Raw genomic sequence first — 18,148 nt, 5'->3', positions numbered from 1 at the left:
CAACTTCTAGAGTTGTTTGGGACAAAACGCCTTCGACTTCGGAAATAGCTTTAACCAAGGTTTCAATTGCTCAGGAAGGCAGGTCTCGTAGGCTAAAATTAAACGCAGGTTGGTTCGCCTGTGTGGAATCATTGTTAGTACCCGCACTGAATTGGTAAATACGATCGCCTTCGGCACGATAACTCGCTCTCCCCCATCGCTAATAATTTGAGTTGAACGCCGCAAAATCTTTTCAACAGTACCTTCAAAGCCTTCTACAATCATCCGATCGCCTACTTGAAACGGTTCGTGCAACAGCAACAATATTTCCCCTAAAAAGTATTTAAAGATTTCTTGGAACGCGAAACTAATCGCTACTGAACCAAGTCCTAACCAACTGATGATATCTGCATGCCGCCAAGCTGGGAACGCAATCACGCAGGCGCTCAAACTGCCAGCAGCCCAAGCGATATCAAATCCGTTAGCATCGGAATAGTAAATTCGAGTTGACGGTGTAACCGGAAATGATATGAGAGTGTCAAATAATTCCAGAACGCCACGCTAACACAAAAGATTGAGTTCGATCGGCCGACAGGAATGTTTGACTCTCACTGTGGGGATGACTCCATCGACTCGTTCGCTAATCATTAAAACACAATCAAAATTTAAGATTAGCAGCGCCGACCCCGCTCGAGTAAAATCACAGCACTTGCCCGCCGATGACTTAATCTGCTAAAACTAACAAAGTTTGATGATTTCTGAGAAATAACATACATGGTTGCTACATCCGTCAAGATTAAACACGAAGTCAAAGACTTGTCCCTCGCCCCCTTGGGAAAGCAACGCATCGAGTGGGCCGGCCGGGAAATGCCCGTTTTGCGGCAAATTCAAGAACGCTTCGCTAAAGAAAAGCCTTTCGCTGGCATTCGCTTGGCTGCTTGCTGCCACGTAACCACAGAAACCGCTCATTTGGCGATCGCCATCAAACTCGGCGGTGGCGACGCCGTACTGATCGCCAGCAACCCCTTGAGCACTCAAGATGACGTAGCGGCTTGCTTAGTTGAAGACTACGGCATTTCCGTCTTCGCCCTCAAAGGAGAAGACGCGGCTACCTACGAACGTCACGTCTACACAGCCCTAGATCACCGCCCCAATATTATCATCGACGACGGCAGCGACGTGGTAGCCGCACTGATCCAGCACCGCCCGGACCAAATTTCCGACTTAATTGGAACTACCGAAGAAACTACCACAGGCATCGTGCGCCTGCGGGCAATGTTGAAAGACGGCGTGCTGACTTTCCCCGCAATGAACGTCAACGACGCTGACACCAAGCACTTCTTTGACAACCGCTACGGCACCGGTCAATCTACCCTAGACGGCATTATCCGCGCTACCAATATTTTGTTGGCCGGTAAAAATATTGTGGTTGCAGGTTACGGTTGGTGCGGCAAAGGCACGGCACTGCGCGCCCGCGGTATGGGTGCTAACGTAATTGTCACCGAAATCGATCCGATTCGGGCGATCGAAGCAGTGATGGACGGTTTCCGCGTCATGCCGATGGACGAAGCAGCAACAGTCGGAGATATATTCATTACCGTTACGGGCAACAAACACGTCATTCGTGCCGAACATTTCGAGACAATGAAAGACGGCGCAATTGTTTGCAATTCCGGTCACTTCGACATTGAAATTGACCTCAAATCCCTCGGCGCAAAAAGCACCGACGTGAAAACGGTTCGGTCTTTCACTCAAGAATATCACCTCAATAATGGCAAGTCGATTATTGTGTTGGGCGAAGGCCGTTTGATCAACTTGGCAGCAGCCGAAGGACACCCCAGCGCCGTGATGGATATGAGCTTTGCTAACCAAGCTTTAGCCTGCGAATATCTGGTTACGAACAAAGGCAAACTAGAGCCGGGTATTCACTCAATCCCCGTGGAAGTTGACAAAGAAATTGCCCGTCTCAAATTGGAAGCAATGGGTATTCACATTGATACCTTGACGGCCGAACAAATTGAGTACACAAACTCTTGGACTTCGGGCACTTAATCATCGTTTATCATTTCCACGCTGTGCCGGGGAATGAATACAAGGAGGCTCTGCCTCCCTCATGGGGAGTCGAGGCAGAGCCTCTAGATATGCGTTCCCAAGCAGAGTCTAGGAACGAGCGATGACTAATGACTAATGACTAATGACTTCTTCTTACCAAATTATTAAATCAAAATGGTTGAATGGATAACTAACACAATGCAATCGATGGGCTATTTCGGAATTGGCCTGTTGATGTTTTTAGAAAATCTTTTCCCGCCCATACCCTCAGAATTAATTATGCCGCTGGCAGGATTCACGGCATCAAAGGGTGATGATATGCAGTTAGGGCCGGCGATCGCAGCAGGAGTAATCGGTACAATTCTGGGCGCGCTTCCCTGGTACTATGCGGGTAAATTATTGAGCGAAGAACGGTTGAGGAATTTAGCCGACAAATACGGCAAGTGGATCACAGTATCGGGCGCTGATATTGACAAAGCCAATAGATGGTTTAACAGACACGGCAACAAAGCCGTGTTTTTGTGTCGCCTCGTACCGGGAGTTCGCACCCTGATTTCCCTGCCCGCTGGCATCAATAATATGCCTTTAATTCCTTTTTTACTATACTCAACAGGCGGCACTCTTTTATGGGTAAGTTTCCTGACTTTTGCCGGATATAAACTAGGGGAAAATTATACACTTGTAGACGATTATCTGGGCCCTGTTTCCAAAATAGTTGTGGTGATTATTGTCATTTGGTTTATATTGTGGGTTGTCAAAAAGAATATGCAGAAAGAAAAATATCGCAAATAAATGCAAATTTTGTGCAAATAATCTGCGTTTATTTGCCTTCATCGGTGGCTACAATCACCATTTTTACCCCGCCCAAAAACGCATACAACTTTCCAACAGGAGTCGCGATCCGCCCAAGATTTTAGACTAAGGTTCAACCTCCTAGATTCATCTGTGGAGTAAATCTAAAATCTAAAACCCACTGACTTGTTTCCAGCATATTCTCAACCGTAGCGCAGAAAGATAGAGAGAGAGATTTGATAGAAACTTCTGCTATCTTTGCTACTTTTTTAAATTAACTTTTAAACTGGCGATCGCCCAAAAGTCACAGTGACGGGCAGCCGATCGCCCAAAAATCAAACTTAAATTTATACAAATATTTAGGATTGGTTGAGGTTTAGGCAGATAATCGTGGCAAAATAGGGAACATTGCTATCCGCGCTGTTAAGATATGTACGAAAAGATTGTAGCCCCGACAACTGGTTCTAAAATTACTTTCAAAGACGGTTTGCCGATCGTCCCCAATGACCCGATTATTCCCTTCATTCGCGGCGACGGTACCGGCGTTGACTTGTGGCCTGCATCCCAGAAAGTTATGGATGCTGCGGTAGAAAAGGCTTACGGTGGCGATCGAAAAATCAACTGGTTTAAAATCTATGTAGGCGACGAAGCCTGCGATGTCTACGGTACTTACCAATATCTGCCCCAGGATTCCTTAAACGCCATCAAAGAATACGGAGTCGCCATCAAAGGGCCGCTGACAACCCCTATCGGGGGCGGCATTCGATCGCTAAACGTAGCTTTGCGGCAAATCTTCGACCTTTACGCCTGCGTGCGGCCCTGCAAATATTATGCTGGAACACCATCGCTACACAAAACTCCTGAACTCCTAGATGTAATTATTTACCGGGAAAATACAGAAGATATTTACCTCGGAATTGAATGGGCTAAAGGCAGCGAAATTGGCAAAAAATTGATTGAATTCCTCAATAATGAGTTAATTCCAGCAACACCAGAACATGGCAAAAAACAAATTCGCCTCGATTCGGGAATCGGAATTAAACCGATTAGCAAAACAGGTTCTCAGCGCTTAGTACGGCGTGCCCTTACCCACGCTTTGCGGTTGCCAAAAGAAAAGCAGCAAGTAACTTTGGTACACAAAGGCAACATCATGAAATACACCGAAGGAGCTTTTCGAGATTGGGGTTATGAATTAGCAACCACCGAATTTCGCGCTCAGTGCGTAACGGAAAGAGAGTCTTGGATTCTGAGCAACAAAGAAAAAAATCCAGACATTAGCTTAGAAGATAATGCTCGCCAAATAGACCCGGGATACGATGCTTTGACCCCAGAAAAACAAGCCAAAATTCGTCAAGAAGTAGCCGACGTTCTGTTTGCAATTTGGGAGAGTCACGGCAGCGGCCAGTGGAAAGAAAAAATTATGGTCAACGATCGAATTGCTGACAGTATTTTCCAACAAATTCAAACCCGGCCGGCCGAGTATTCGATTTTGGCGACAATGAATCTGAACGGGGATTATTTATCCGATGCGGCCGCCGCCATTGTCGGCGGATTGGGCATGGGTCCAGGCGCGAATATTGGTGATGAATGTGCAGTTTTTGAGGCGACTCACGGCACTGCGCCGAAACACGCTGGTTTGGATAAAGTCAATCCCGGTTCCCTGATTTTGTCCGGGGTGATGATGTTAGAATACCTGGGATGGCAGGAAGCAGCAGACTTGATTAAGAAGGGTTTGGGAGCTGCAATTTCTAACGGTGAAGTTACTTACGATTTGGCGAGGTTGATGGAGCCGCCGGTGCCTGAGTTGAAGTGTTCGGAGTTTGCTGAGGCGATTATTAAGCATTTCGCGGATTGAGTTTGAGGGCTTTTTTTGAACGGGCTAGAAGCCCGTTCCACAACCAGTAATATCAAATCCGTTAGCATCGGAATAGTAAATTCGAGTTCACTGTTGACTTTTGCCAGTGAACAGTCAACAGTCAACCGTCAACATCATTCCGGTGTAACCGGAAATGATATAAACTTGCTTGTGGGGTGGGCTTCTAGCCCGCCCGCTGTTTATTAAGAAGGGGCGAGAAGCCCGTTCCACAAAAGTCAACTTGCTTGTGGGGTGTCCCGCCCTCCCGAAAATACAATTTAGATGGCGGGTTTATAATGATGGAACAGCCATTCCGCGCTCAACTGCGGGACGCTTCTGCAAGGTTTCTACCCAACGTTTGAGGTGGGGATGATTGTCGAGGCTTAATCCTTGAAATTCGTAAATAGCAACCCAGGGATAGGTAGCAATGTCGGCGATCGAATAGTCGCCGCAGATATATTCATATTTTGCTAGTTGAGTGTCTAATACTCCGTAGAGGCGCAAGGTTTCTTTTTCGTAGCGCCCAATCGCATAGGGAATTTGTTCGGGTGCAAAGCGTTTGAAGTGGTTTAGCTGACCAAACATCGGGCCGACGCTAGCCATTTGAAACATCAGCCACTCTATAACTTGAAAGTATTTTTGTTTGTCTGTGGGAAGAAATTTGCCGCTTTTTTCGGCAAGATAGATTAGAATAGCGCCGGACTCGAAGACGGTGATGCCGTTATCTCGATCGACTATCGCCGGAATTTTGCTGTTGGGGTTGATTGCGATGAACTCTGGGCTAAATTGGTCGTTTTTTTTGATGTCGATGACGTGCACGTTGTAGGGTAAACCTATTTCTTCGAGCATGATCGAGACTTTGCGGCCGTTCGGTGTGGTAAAAGTGTAGAGGTCAATCATAGTTGTGATGTTAAGTTGAAAGTTGGCAAGGCAGGAAATAACCCGATATAATATCACAATTTAAACGATAATTGCAAAGTTTCGAGCTGTTGTGTTAAAATTATATTCTAATAATATAAGAATAACGATCGCTGGAAATGGACATTATTGAAATTCTCAAAGACGATTATCAAAGATTTCCGGATAATCAGACTTACAGCATCTATGCAAAAGATGTTTATTTTGAAGATCCGGTCAATCGATTTACAGGAGTCGATCGCTACCGCAAAATGATCGGGTTTATGGGGACTTTCTTTCAGGATGTAAATCTCGATTTGCACGGGATTTCGCAGTCGGGAGATACTATAGAAACTCGCTGGACTCTGAGCTGGACTGCACCGTTACCTTGGAAACCGAAAATGGCGATCGCCGGTAGGAGCGAACTGAAAGTCAACAGTGACGGTTTAATTGTTTCTCACATCGATTACTGGGACTGTTCGCGGTTGGATGTGCTCAAACAGCTTGTATTTCCTCTGAAAACTAATGTTTGAGAATTTTTGTTAGGTTTTTTAGCAATAAAAAATAGTGTTTGAAGAGCGAGATCCCTTTTTTAACCGCCGATTTTAGCAGATAAACACAGATGAACGCTGATGGATTTTTATTTGTTGCAATTGATATCTGAGATAAATAATTTTAACTGATCTTGACATTGCAGCAATTTCGTGAGTCACAGGAAACGTGCTGTGTTCAGCGGTGGGCGATCGCCAAAATTAAGCGCCCACTAAATTAATCTCTGTTACAGAACGTTACAATAAAGAAGTAAAGAAGTTTCAGGCGAGCTAAACAATCAATGCGCTTAATATTAATGACCGGAAAAGGCGGCGTCGGCAAAACCTCTGTAGCCGCTGCGACTGGGCTGCGGTGTGCCGAATTGGGATACAAAACCCTAGTGCTGAGTACAGATCCCGCTCACTCCTTAGCCGACAGCTTTGACATGGAACTCGGGCACGATTCGCGGCTGGTGAAACCGAATTTGTGGGGAGCAGAATTAGACGCTCTCAGGGAATTAGAAGGCAATTGGGGAGCAGTTAAGCGCTACATTACTCAAGTCTTGCGAGCCCAGGGACTCGAAGGAGTGCAAGCTGAAGAATTGGCAATTTTGCCAGGAATGGATGAAATCTTCGGTTTAGTGCGAATGAAGCGGCATTACGACGAAGGCGAATTTGATGTTTTAATTATCGATTCTGCTCCGACGGGCACAGCATTGAGACTGCTAAGTTTGCCGGAAGTTGGCGGGTGGTACATGAGAAAATTTTACAAACCCCTGCAAGGCATATCAGCCGCCCTTCGGCCTTTAGTTGAACCTATTTTTAGACCAATTGCGGGTTTTTCTTTACCAGACAAAGAGGTGATGGATGCACCTTACGAATTTTACGAACAAATCGAAGCTTTGGAAAAGGTTTTAACTGACAATACTGTCACTTCGGTAAGGTTAGTTACCAATCCCGAAAAAATGGTAATTAAAGAGTCTCTGCGGGCTCATGCCTATTTGAGTTTGTACAATGTAGCCACAGATTTAGTAGTAGCTAACCGGATTATTCCCGCAGAAGTAACTGACCCATTTTTTAAACGGTGGAAAGAAAGCCAGGAGCAGTACCGTCAGGAAATTCACTCCGATTTCATGCCGCTACCAGTTAAGGAAGTGCCACTTTATTCTGAAGAAATGTGCGGTTTGGCAGCTTTAGAACGGTTGAAAGAAACTCTTTACAAAGACGAAGATCCAAGTCAAGTTTATTACAAAGAAAATACGATTAAGATCGTGCAAGAAAACAATCAATATAGTCTTGAACTGTATTTGCCCGGAATTGCTAAGGATCAGATCCAGTTGAGCAAAACGGGAGATGAGTTGAATGTTCGGATTGGGAATCACCGCCGTAATTTGGTGTTGCCCCAAGCTTTAGCGGCGCTGCAACCTTCGGGGGCGAAGATGGAGGATGATTATTTGAAGATTAAGTTTGCTTAACAGGACTTACGCAGGCACGCTATATGTAGTGTACCTGCGTAAGTCCTGTATTTTTAGCTTAACTGAAGTTATCTCTCTTTTGTCCGCTCCAATGACGTGTTATACTCCGAGCCCTTAACAATTATTTATGCTAGGGCGCTCGCCGATCCACTTTCGGTACTTACAAACGAAGCCGAGCATTTTTGCTTGCCCAATCTTGGCTGAAAATAGATAAATTTAACGGGCTTTTACTGTTGGTATAACGGCAAAAGTGAGCGGCGGCTAATAGAACTGAAACGAATCTTGCCCGTTCGCTCCACTGCGTTGTTAGCTTGCTGTACGTAAGATATACGATACTGTCATAAATCCAATTTAAGCTACTTCACAAGCAATCAAAAATCATTGGTTCTCCAACCTCGCCTGTCACGTCCCCAAATTCCCAAGTAATTGCTGTCTTGCGATAAGTTCCACAACATTTAATAGCTGTTTTTGTCCTGTCCTCAAGGACGATAATTATCACATCAAGTAAGTCATCATTCTGCGGCATCTGAATCTTTCCAGCGAAACAGGTGGCAGCAGCAATAAGCTTTCCCCGCCGTGCAAAATCCTTGAGTGCTTGAATTGCAAAACTCAATGCCTGTACTGGATCGGGATTTTCTATTCCAGCTACAATATACTCTCCGTCTGGTGATACTCCAATACCGAAAGGGAAAAAGTAACCATTCCGTTTCACAATCTCGTCAACTACGTGTTTATGAGTCGTCAGAAATAGTTCTTGGGTTGACTCAAGCAGTTTTTGTATGTGTTGTTTATTCATACTCGGTTAGTGAAAAATGTTGGCCTTCTCGAAGTCATTGGAGAGCCGCATTGGTGCAACCTGGTATTTTGTTCACACCTATAGTTCATCATTACTTTTTTATGATTTTCGTAGAACTACCGGGATTCGTATTCATGCAGCAGCTCCTCGAAATATTGCAAATGTCGATCGATCCCGTGCTCGACTGCCTTCATAAGATCGGCAATCTTCGCTGAATCCTCACCGTAACGGATCAGCACCGGACGAATGGCATCATGAAAATGATCGACCTCCAATTCCGCGTGCAATGCTAGCCAGGTTGGGTGCTTCATGCTGCGGGCATCGAAATAATACTGGAGAATTCTCACATTGCGTACTGCCACGCATAGCTCTCGCCCGCTGAGCGCTGCCAGTGCTTCGTAGAAGTTATTCGTTCCATAGCCGAAGTCGTCAAAGAATGAGCGCTCATACGATACTGTAGCCGCGCTCCGACAAGATGCCTTGATTTCAGCATCACTCAGTCCAAGATTGTGGAGAAATTCCAAATACATCTCACTATGACCATCCTGCAAATCTGTGAATGTGTGATCGGCTAGGGACATGATTGCTGCTTTCTGATCCGGGTCAGTGCAACTTCCTGCTTTGACGATGCATAATCCAAACCACTGATGCAGACGATCCCGCCAAAGTTGGTACTGTAGGAAGGCATATTGCATGATGGACGGGGTGATTTCTCCCTCTTTAAGCAGGCTGAAAAATCGGCTGCGATCGAGCGATTTGTTACAATAGGCGATCGTTCTTTCACCTATTGCCTGCTTTTGCACTTCGACTTCAGGTGGTAATTCAATTTCCCGATTTAGACGACTGGATGTAGTGGCAATCGTTGAATTTACCTTCATAAAATTCTCCTTTAGAGTAGGCGTTGTCTTGCCACAGAGGTCAAAGGTACAGCACTTGAGGTGCGTATCTGTGCCCGATCGGTCAGTCCAGCAAGTCTTTATATGCTATGAGATAAGAAGTGCATAACAAAATATGCTTGAAAATATAGTAAGGATGGGTATGGAGTTCCAGCATCTCAGCCAGTTTGAGCTTCGACAGATTTGCTACTTCATCGCAGTGGTGCAGGCTAACAACAACTTCAGCGAGGCAGCAAAGCGTTTAGGAATTAAGCAACCTCCCCTCAGTCAGAGAATTCAGGCGCTTGAAGAATTGTTGAGTACCCATCAGAAAACGTTGGCAGTAAAACTGTTCGATCGCAGCAAACGTCCGATTGAGTTAACTGAAGCGGGTCAAGCTTTCCTGGTAGAAGCGCAGCAAGCGTTAATTCATCTCAATCGAGCGGTTTCTTATGCACGACAGGCCAGTCAAGGTGAAATAGGGCGTTTAATCATCGGCATGAACAATTCCATTGCAAACACGATTCTGCCCGAGGTAGTGCAAGAGTTTCAGCAACGGTTTCCAAAGGTAGAGCTAGAACTGCACGAAGTCACGATTCAGCATGAGATTCAGATGCTCAAGAACCATCAATTAGACGTGATATTTCAGCGCTCTCCCAGCTTTGAGCAGAACGATCCAGCCTTGAGTTTTCAACCCATTCTTGAAGAGTATTTCGTTGTCGCGTTACCAACCACACACGCCCTTGCTGACCAAAGTAAAATTTCTCTGAAAGCACTAGCAGACGATGCGATCATCTTACCTTCCCTTGATGTATTGCCCTTCTATGAAAAAGTTGTCACTCTTTGTCGGGAGGCTGGCTTTGAACCGAAAATCAATCAAACTGTCACAGTAACTGGAGTTGTCACACTGCTCAGTTTAGTTGCAGCAGGCGTTGGCGTGTCCATCTTACCCAACCATGTTCAAACGCTGCACCGTGAGGGAGTCGTTTATCGATCGCTCCAAAATGCAGCCCTAAATCGGCAGATTGCTGTTGTTTGGCGACAGGAAGATTCGTCCATTGTTTTACGTCAATTTCTCAAGGTCATTCAGGAGGTAATGAACCTGTCCCTTCTGGATTCTTGGTGAACACAGTTTAGAAATTATGTTATAAGAAATAACGAAAGCGACCTAACGCCTTAGTTCAGCCGCTTTTACTAATTTACTTTACTTTGCCACACATTTTGTGTAGAAGTGATTTCAATCGCCAATTTCTCTATTCGATTCTTAAAGACATAACTTCTTCTGCCTCTTTTTTTCCATCCTCTGTGTCCTCTGCGCCCTCTGCGGTTTGTTCAATCTTTCCTGCATTAAACTCAATCTTTTTCGGCTGGCGTTCCGACGCAGCTTTTTGCAGCATTTTTAATTTTTCTGGATCGGCATTCGATCGCCAAAACAACTTATGCTCCTTAATTTTAACGCAATTTTCCTCCAAACACTTCATCCATTCCCGATGTTTCTTAACTACGCCACGATCTAGAATACCTAACTTTTCTTCTTGGCGGGTGAGTTTCGCAAACTTTTCGTAATGGGGATAACTAGCAGTAACAAAAGCTTCTTTTATCACTAAAATTGGTGGATTATACACATCAGAATAGTCTTGATAGCTCACAGAAAGGTCGCGCAAATCTATGTGCATAGAAGTGTGAAGGGCTGGATGCGGGTTAGTGTCAAAATCGGGATAAAATAAATAGGAAATCTGAGGTCTGCGAGCGTAAAATTTGATAATTGTCGCGCCGTCAAGTCTGCCAATTGTGCGGTTGGCGCAGCCTTCGTAGAGCCTGAGCAAAGGGTCTAGTTCTTCTAATGCAGAGACGTGAACTGAAAGAGTACCGGGCTGTTTGTAGCCGATCGCACTATCTTCGCAGCAATCCGCAACAATATCAGCTTTGCCCAAACTGTATAGCATTAAATCAGCCAAAGTGCAAGCTTTTTGATAATTGTCAAACAAACCTTTGATGTCGTTGCGGATTTGAGCTGGGAGTCGGCGCATTGAAGGCCGATCGCCCAAACCGTTGAGAGCCAGATACACCAGCAAATCCTGGCGGCGCTTGTCGGCGATTGTCTCCCAATCATCCGCATTCGTTGCTTGCAAAATCACCCTCCAAGCACGATTAAAACTGTGAAACTCCTCCTTAATCGCCGATTCTTCCGCTAGTTCGCCTTTAACCGGAAGGCGGCCTCGATCGCTCACAAAAGCCATCAAAGGAGCCAGCATTTCCGCATAATCCTCAAACCGCTTAACTTGCGATCGCACTCTGGGAGTTGATAAGCGCGATCGAAACCGAGAAGCGCGAAAACCTTCACCCTCCGCAGCATCCCGAAACACAAAATAAATCCCCAAAGCAACAGGAATTGCATCCACACTCAAAACTTGGTCAATATAAACCTTCAACTCCTCTTGTTCGTAATACTTCTGAAAAGTATTCCGAGAAGTAATCACCCCATCCCCGTAAGCAATTTGACCTTGTTGGCGATCGTCAATCAAAACCTGAGCTGCTACCACTAATAATTTTTTAGTCAATCCCCAAGCATTCAGCAAAGCTTCTCGCCGTTCCGCCAAAGATTCAATGACATTAATCACATAACCAATATTCACAATATCAGCACAAATTCGCGGAGTATCCGGCTGATAGTATGGGTCCCAACCAGAAATAGCATAACCCTCTTGTGCAATATATTTAACATCCCCGCCGTAACCGCAACCGTAATCAAAAAAAGTCGCCCCGTCCCTCACTAAATCAGCTTCTAAAACCAGACGCAGGGGTTTAGAAAGGGAATTGCGTACCATTGCAGCTTTGTGCCGCTCGATTTTAGGAATTGATACCTCGCTATTCTCCTGTTTGAAACGCTCGACAACAGTATGATCTTGGATTTCTACACCGCAATATCCCAAATATTTGAGCCAACCCTCGCGAGTGCCGATAACGCTAGTATTGTCAAGCAGGCCCCACTTTTCCTCGCAGCGAGTCAGCCGCGCAAACTTTTCGTAATTGGGATAATCCGCAGCTACAAAAGTTTCCTTACGGTGCAAAACAGGGGGATTTTCGCTGTTGCTGTAATCAAAATATTTAACTTCCCCTGTTGCTAGATTAATCTGGATGCTGGTTTGCAAAGCTGGATGAGCATCTGTATCGAAATCAGGGTAAAAAAGATAAGATATTTTAGGTTGATGGAGTGAAACTTTAACTAAAGTTGCTTCATCAATATTTTCGAGAGTGCGTCTGGCACAATTTTCGTAGATTCCCAGGAGAGGGTTGAGTGTCTGCAAAGCCGAAACGTGAACGTAAAAAGCCGTCGGTAATTTTTTCCCTACCTTGCTTTCCCGACAGCAGCGAGCCACTTTTGCCACCAGATTGTCAACACAAAAATTATTCATTTCCTCTGGTGAGTACGGCACAGCCTTTACAGAATCTTGCTCAGAAATAGCCTCGTTTTCATACAATAAAATTTCCCGAGCAAAACTCATCAAAGGCGTTAGCAGCTTTTCATCATTTTCTAATGAATCGCTATCTAAAATAGTGTTTGTACTGGTATCGTAATTCATAGCTAAATTAATTATTTTTTTAATTAACCGCAGAGAACGCAGAGGACAAGGAGTGAAGAAACAAACAAAATTTTCCTAGAATTTCTATATGTAGGATGCACACTCCGTACCGTACCGCTTTATTTCTTAGTCTCTTAGAGAGGGACTTCGTTTTTGTAATGGGGATTTTAATCGCCGACTAATATCGACTCCGAGCGAGTAAGATATTAACCAAACATTCGAGTTTCCACAAATTCTTGAACACGGGCTAAATGACTGGACAAACTCACTAATATGTTTTCAACCCTCTCCATCTTTGACAATTCCACTCCTGGTGGTTCAGATTGAAAGCCTCGCGCTTGATGCTCCAATTGTGTGGCCAAATCCGACATCAGAGCAACTCCCACGTTAGCCGAAGTTCCCTTGAGACGGTGTGCTTGATATTCCACAGCTTGCCAATCTTTAGCTTCTACGGCTCTTTTGGCAGCAGCCAAGTCAGCTTGCGCGTCTGCCACAAAAGCTTGCAAAAGTCGCTCGGGCAATTTAATATTAACTCGTCCGAGTTGCTCCAATCTGCTCTTGTCGAACAGTCCGTCGTAGTCTCTATGTTCCCAAGTTTGAAGTGCGATCGCCCTTGGTGTCGGCAGAGCCATCACCTGCGCTTTTTCGACAACTTCTGTATAATTTGTTGCTAATTGAGATTTGTTTTCCGAATTAATACTTTTAACTCCATACTTATTTTCACTCTGAACCTTTAGGGCTTCATACTTTTTCAGGGCCGCCGCCAAAGCATCTAAATCTACAGGTTTGCTGAGATAATCGTCCATCCCCGCCGCCAGACACTTTTCTCGTTCCCCCGGCATAGCATGAGCAGTTAAAGCCATCACAAAAGTATGCCGCTCGCTTCCTTCGATTTCCCTCAACTTTTGCGCCGTTTTGTAACCATCAAGTACCGGCATTTGACAGTCCATCAACACTAAATCATAGCTTTTTTTTGCCAGCAAATCCAGCGCTTCTTGACCGTTGACCACGCAGTCAGCGTGATAGCCTAAAGCTGCCAACTGTTCGACAAGGACTTGTTGATTGATCGGGTGGTCTTCCGCCACCAAAATTCTCAGCGATGACGGCGAATTGGAAGTAGCATATTGAGAATTAACTGGTGGCAACTTGCAAGTATTAGCAACCTCCACTCTGCCAAAATCTCCTGTTCCCTTCAGCGGCGCCTGCAAAGCCTCAAGCAGGCGGCTTGGCCGCACCGGCTCGATCAAATATCCGTTAAAACCTCGACTGCAAAGCGATTCAGCCTTTGGCTGTTCTCGCAAAGCAGTCATGGCGATTAACGAGCCAACTCTCGAGGTCGATCGCACTTTCCTAGCAAATTCTTCCGCATCCAAGTCCGGCATTTGCAAGTCCACAAGCACCACATCCCAGCTTTTCCCCCCCTCTCCCGAATTCTGAGAAATCCCGCCCTGGGCATTTTTCAACCAACTCAAAGCCTCAGCAGCAGTTTCTGCCTCATCGCAGCGCGCACCCCAACTTTGAGCGAGCGATCGCACCGCTGCCCTCCTCAAAGCGTTTCCCGAGACTACTAACAGCTTCTTGCCCGCAAGTTCGGGATCGTGAGGCTCAACTGGCAACTGTTTTTCCAAAGGTACAGTAAACCAAAAAGTCGAACCGCTGCCTAGCAAACTGCGAACTCCAATCTCGCCGGACATCATCTCCACTAACTGCTTACAAATAGCCAACCCCAAACCCGTCCCGCCGTAAGGCCTAGTAGGAGAATCGTCTACCTGAGAAAAAGATTGGAACAGCTTTGTTTGCCCTTCTGCCGAAATTCCAATGCCAGTATCCCGCACCGAAAATAGCAATCTTGCTTCTTGTCTACCGTCTGCCAGTCGGTTGCCCTGTTTCACAGTTACGTGAACGAGAACTTGACCGCGATCGGTAAATTTTATGGCATTCCCCGTCAAATTCAGCAAAACTTGCTTCAATCTGCCCAAGTCGCCCACCAACTTTCTCGGCACTGAGCTGTCCACTAAAATATTCAATTCAATACCTTTTTCTTCTGCCAAATGCGCTATGATTTCTATCACCGACTCAACGCAACTATCCAAATCAAAATTAGCCTTTTCCAGCCGCATTTCTCCAGCTTCAATCTTAGAGAAATCGAGGATATCATTAATAACATTTAGCAAGTGTTCAGCACTGCGGTAAATCGTCTGAGCACAGTCCCGCTGTTTCTGTTCCAGAGGAGCGCGCAGCAGCAATTGAGCCATTGCCAAAACCCCATTCATCGGAGTGCGAATTTCGTGACTCATGTTGGCCAAGAATTGCGACTTCACCCGGCTCGCTTCTAAGGCAGTTTCCCGCGCTTCCACTAGCTCATTAATCTTGTCGGCAACCATCACGATTCCCCCGACTTTCTCGTCTGGATCGTACCAAGGGTGAGCAGCCCACCGCAGGTACAAAACAGATCCGTCGGCTCGTTCCCAGGCATCTTCGCTCACAGAAACTACCTGACCTTTGAGCGCTTGTTGGTACATTGCTTTCCAGCGATTCGGCGTATCTGGAAACAATTCGTAATGGCTAAAATTATTCAGAGACGGCAACTCCAAATTAAATTGACTAACCCATTTTTTAGAGTTAGCCATATAGCGCATTTGTGTATCGAACATCGCCATTGCTACAGGCACGCAAGTAATAATTTGTCTCAGTTGCTGCCGTTCCCTTTCCAGAGCATCTTCCGCCTGTTTCCGCTCAGTAATGTCGCTAATCATGCCGGCCATTCGCAGCGGTTTTCCTTGGGAAGTCCGCTGAGCTTTTCCCTGAGAAGTGCAGTAGCGGTAAAGACCGTTCGAGTGCAGCAGCCGAAATTCTACATTATAGTCTATTTCTTGTTCCAAGTGAGCGGCGATCGCCGCGACGATTCCCTCCTTGTCATCGGGGTGCAGGCGGTTGTATAGAGCGTCCATAGTCCTGCCAAATTGCTTTCGCGACAAACCGATAATTTCCAAAAGGCGATCGTTCCAATAAACCTCATTTTTACTTAAATCCCAATCCCAAATTCCGTCGTTCACTCCCTCTAAAACTAACCTGTATCGTTCTTCACTTTCCTTGAGTTTTTGACTGGTATGAAACGCCTGAAATTCGGCGCGGTAAAGGCGCATGGCATTGGACAAACTGCGGGACAAACTTTCGGGAGAAAGCTTGTTTTTAGCAATATAATCAGAAGCTCCTGCCTTCATCAATTCCACAGCGATTTGTTCGTCGCCTTGACCGGTAAGCACAATTAAGGGAACTTTCAGCCCCGCTTCTCGTAGATGTTTTACCAAACTCAGTCCGTCTCCGTCCGGCAATCCGTAGTCGAGCAATACGCAGTCAAATTTGCACTCAAATATTTGATTTAATAGCAGCCCCTTTTCTGTCTCCTCAACCTCCCTTAAAGGTTGAGATTTATTGTGTTTGGAGAGTTGTGCGGTAGCCTGGGTATAATTTTTGCTAACCGAGAGTTGGGCCAGCGCATCCGCGCAGTCTTCTGCCTCAGTAACTTCTGCCGAAACACCAGCGGACTTGAGCGAGCGTTTGATCGCCATTCGATCGACTGCATCGTCATCAACTATCAGAATTGTGAGAATTTTGTCCATAACAACCGAATTGTGGATTACTCCGAAAAAGCTGCAGTCTGGAAAAAAGAATTAAAACAACTGCATCCCTGAAAAATCACCAAGCCACATTAAAAAATAAATTTTTTATTAAATTTCCTCTATTTTAGGGAATTTCACTCAGCATCCAGTATCTGTTTAGGGTAGCCATCACTTCCACAAAGTTAGAAAAAGTAACAGGTTTAAGAATATAGCCAGCTACATTCAAATTATAAGCTTTTACTTTATCTCTATCTTCATTAGAAGTCGTGAGGACGATTACCGGAATCGACCTCAAACATTCATCCAGTCGCAATTCTTGCAAAAACTCGATCCCGCTCATTCTCGGCATATTCAAGTCCAGCAAAATCAACCGGCGGGCTTGAGGCATTGGAGGCTGTATTTTTTCTTCTCCACGCAATATAGCCAGAGCTTCTAATCCATTGGCAGCAATGTAGAGGGGGTTGACGATGTTATTTTTTTTGAATGCTCGCCGGACGTTCATCACATCAACCTCATCATCTTCTACCAAGAGAATATGAATTTTTTTGTCTTCCATAAATCAGCCATTTTATAGATGTTTTTTAAGCGCCTGTCTGGTTAGCGAGGTTTAGTCAACACGGATCGCGAACCCAGCAGCTTTAATCTCTATTGTCCTTTGTAAAGAATCATTTATGCCTGGGCCGATGACGGTATCTACCTACAGGTGTACTCGCCCCTCATGCTCTTAGGGGCGCAGCCGAAATCCAAAAACTCGCCAATAACGCCCGATCGAGCTACGGTAAAATCTAAAACTCATCTACATTATTAATCGCCATGTCAGCCGATCGCAAACTCTACGAAGGCAAAGCCAAAATCCTCTACTCCACCGAAGACAGCGAAATTTTGCTGACCCACTTCAAAGACGACGCCACAGCCTTTAACGCCCAGAAACGCGGCAGCATCGTCGGCAAAGGCGAAATCAACTGCGCCGTATCCGCCCACCTGTTTCGGATGCTAGAAGCCAAAGGCATCCCCACCCACTTCATCGACACGCCGGCCCCCAACCAAATGCGAGTCTGTCGCGTCCAAATCTTGCCCTTGGAAGTCGTAGTCAGAAACATTGCCGCCGGCAGTCTTTGCAAGCAAACCGGCCTCGCCCTCGGCACAATTGTCAATCCGCCGCTGGTGGAGTTTTATTACAAAAACGACGATTTGGGAGATCCACTGCTGACCCGCGACAGGCTGCTGCTAATGCAGCTAGCCACCCCCGAACAAGTAGACCAACTAGAAATCGCCGCCCGCGAAATTAACGAAATACTCAAAGAATTTTTCAGCCAGTGCGGCATCACCCTGGTAGACTTCAAACTAGAATTCGGTATCGACCAACATCAAAATCTGATCCTCGCCGACGAAATCAGTCCCGACACCTGCCGCCTCTGGGACAACGCAGAAGCCGACCCCGACGCCCGTGTTATGGACAAAGACCGATTCCGCCGCGACTTAGGATCGGTAGAAACTGCTTACCAGCAAGTTCTCCAACGGGTTCTCGCTCAGACAGTCTAGAGGCCTGGGTAATGCGCTAGAATTGCACAGTTTGTCACCCTTCTGCTTTCGATGTCAGCAATCAGCGGTCAACAGTCATCAATTAGCGGTCAGCGCGAAATTCAACCGACTTATATAACTAATGACTAATGACTAATGAATAATGACT

Annotated in this window: 14 protein-coding genes; 7 read left to right on the top strand and 7 right to left on the bottom strand. The window is 45.7% G+C overall.

Annotated features, from left to right (window positions below):
• Positions 1–6: 6 nt before the first annotated feature.
• Positions 7–429, bottom strand: coding sequence for a mechanosensitive ion channel domain-containing protein (locus tag QUB33_RS07950; protein ID WP_333349209.1), 423 nt, complete (start codon positions 427–429; stop codon positions 7–9).
• Between the two features lie 324 nt (positions 430–753).
• On the opposite strand from QUB33_RS07950, the gene ahcY reads away from it, so the two are divergent.
• The 3 genes from ahcY to QUB33_RS07935 all read left to right on the top strand — a co-directional run bounded on the left by ahcY (position 754) and on the right by QUB33_RS07935 (position 4,678).
• Positions 754–2,031 carry an adenosylhomocysteinase gene (gene ahcY, locus QUB33_RS07945; RefSeq protein WP_190734016.1) on the top strand — a complete coding sequence of 426 codons (1,278 nt, stop codon included), beginning with the start codon at positions 754–756 and terminating at the stop codon, positions 2,029–2,031.
• 174 nt (positions 2,032–2,205) lie between these two features.
• The gene (locus QUB33_RS07940) at positions 2,206–2,823 is read left to right on the top strand and encodes a DedA family protein (RefSeq protein WP_333349207.1); all 618 of its coding nucleotides are present in this window, start codon (positions 2,206–2,208) and stop codon (positions 2,821–2,823) included.
• Positions 2,824–3,253: 430 nt separating this feature from the next.
• Positions 3,254–4,678 (top strand): NADP-dependent isocitrate dehydrogenase, encoded by a 1,425-nt coding sequence (locus QUB33_RS07935; protein WP_333349205.1) that lies wholly within the window; start codon positions 3,254–3,256, stop codon positions 4,676–4,678.
• Between the two features lie 291 nt (positions 4,679–4,969).
• Here QUB33_RS07935 and QUB33_RS07930 read toward each other — a convergent pair whose 3' ends face one another.
• Complete coding sequence (locus tag QUB33_RS07930) at positions 4,970–5,578, bottom strand: glutathione S-transferase N-terminal domain-containing protein (protein ID WP_333349204.1); 609 nt, start codon at positions 5,576–5,578, stop codon at positions 4,970–4,972.
• Positions 5,579–5,715: 137 nt separating this feature from the next.
• On the opposite strand from QUB33_RS07930, the gene QUB33_RS07925 reads away from it, so the two are divergent.
• On the top strand, positions 5,716–6,108 hold the full coding sequence (locus QUB33_RS07925) for a DUF2358 domain-containing protein (RefSeq protein WP_190658323.1): 393 nt from the start codon (positions 5,716–5,718) through the stop codon (positions 6,106–6,108).
• A gap of 299 nt (positions 6,109–6,407) precedes the next feature.
• Positions 6,408–7,580, top strand: a complete 1,173-nt coding sequence (locus tag QUB33_RS07920; RefSeq protein WP_172188640.1) for a TRC40/GET3/ArsA family transport-energizing ATPase — start codon at positions 6,408–6,410, stop codon at positions 7,578–7,580.
• A gap of 361 nt (positions 7,581–7,941) precedes the next feature.
• Here the strand turns inward: QUB33_RS07920 and QUB33_RS07915 are convergent, their stop codons facing one another.
• Both QUB33_RS07915 and QUB33_RS07910 read right to left on the bottom strand, forming a co-directional pair.
• Complete coding sequence (locus QUB33_RS07915; protein ID WP_333349201.1) at positions 7,942–8,376, bottom strand: hypothetical protein; 435 nt, start codon at positions 8,374–8,376, stop codon at positions 7,942–7,944.
• A gap of 116 nt (positions 8,377–8,492) precedes the next feature.
• The gene (locus QUB33_RS07910) at positions 8,493–9,254 is read right to left on the bottom strand and encodes an iron-containing redox enzyme family protein (RefSeq protein ID WP_333349199.1); all 762 of its coding nucleotides are present in this window, start codon (positions 9,252–9,254) and stop codon (positions 8,493–8,495) included.
• A gap of 133 nt (positions 9,255–9,387) precedes the next feature.
• Between QUB33_RS07910 and QUB33_RS07905 the strand changes: the two genes are divergently transcribed.
• Positions 9,388–10,377: a LysR family transcriptional regulator gene (locus QUB33_RS07905; protein WP_333349197.1), complete on the top strand. Its 990-nt coding sequence runs from the start codon at positions 9,388–9,390 to the stop codon at positions 10,375–10,377.
• Between the two features lie 127 nt (positions 10,378–10,504).
• Here the strand turns inward: QUB33_RS07905 and QUB33_RS07900 are convergent, their stop codons facing one another.
• The 3 genes from QUB33_RS07900 to QUB33_RS07890 form a co-directional block, all read right to left on the bottom strand.
• On the bottom strand, positions 10,505–12,835 hold the full coding sequence (locus tag QUB33_RS07900; RefSeq protein WP_333349196.1) for a DNA phosphorothioation-associated putative methyltransferase: 2,331 nt from the start codon (positions 12,833–12,835) through the stop codon (positions 10,505–10,507).
• Between the two features lie 206 nt (positions 12,836–13,041).
• A complete protein-coding gene (locus QUB33_RS07895) occupies positions 13,042–16,458 on the bottom strand; it encodes a response regulator (protein ID WP_333349194.1) in 3,417 nt (1,138 codons plus the stop codon).
• Positions 16,459–16,582: 124 nt separating this feature from the next.
• Complete coding sequence (locus tag QUB33_RS07890) at positions 16,583–17,014, bottom strand: response regulator (protein WP_333349192.1); 432 nt, start codon at positions 17,012–17,014, stop codon at positions 16,583–16,585.
• Between the two features lie 257 nt (positions 17,015–17,271).
• On the opposite strand from QUB33_RS07890, the gene purC reads away from it, so the two are divergent.
• Complete coding sequence (gene purC / locus QUB33_RS07885) at positions 17,272–18,000, top strand: phosphoribosylaminoimidazolesuccinocarboxamide synthase (protein ID WP_333349190.1); 729 nt, start codon at positions 17,272–17,274, stop codon at positions 17,998–18,000.
• Positions 18,001–18,148 lie beyond the last annotated feature (148 nt).

The sequence above is a fragment of the Microcoleus sp. B3-A4 genome (assembly GCF_036705385.1).
Classification (GTDB): Bacteria; Cyanobacteriota; Cyanobacteriia; order Cyanobacteriales; family Microcoleaceae; genus Microcoleus.
Note: the sequence above shows the minus strand (reverse complement) of the source record. Positions and strands in the feature narration are given on the sequence as shown.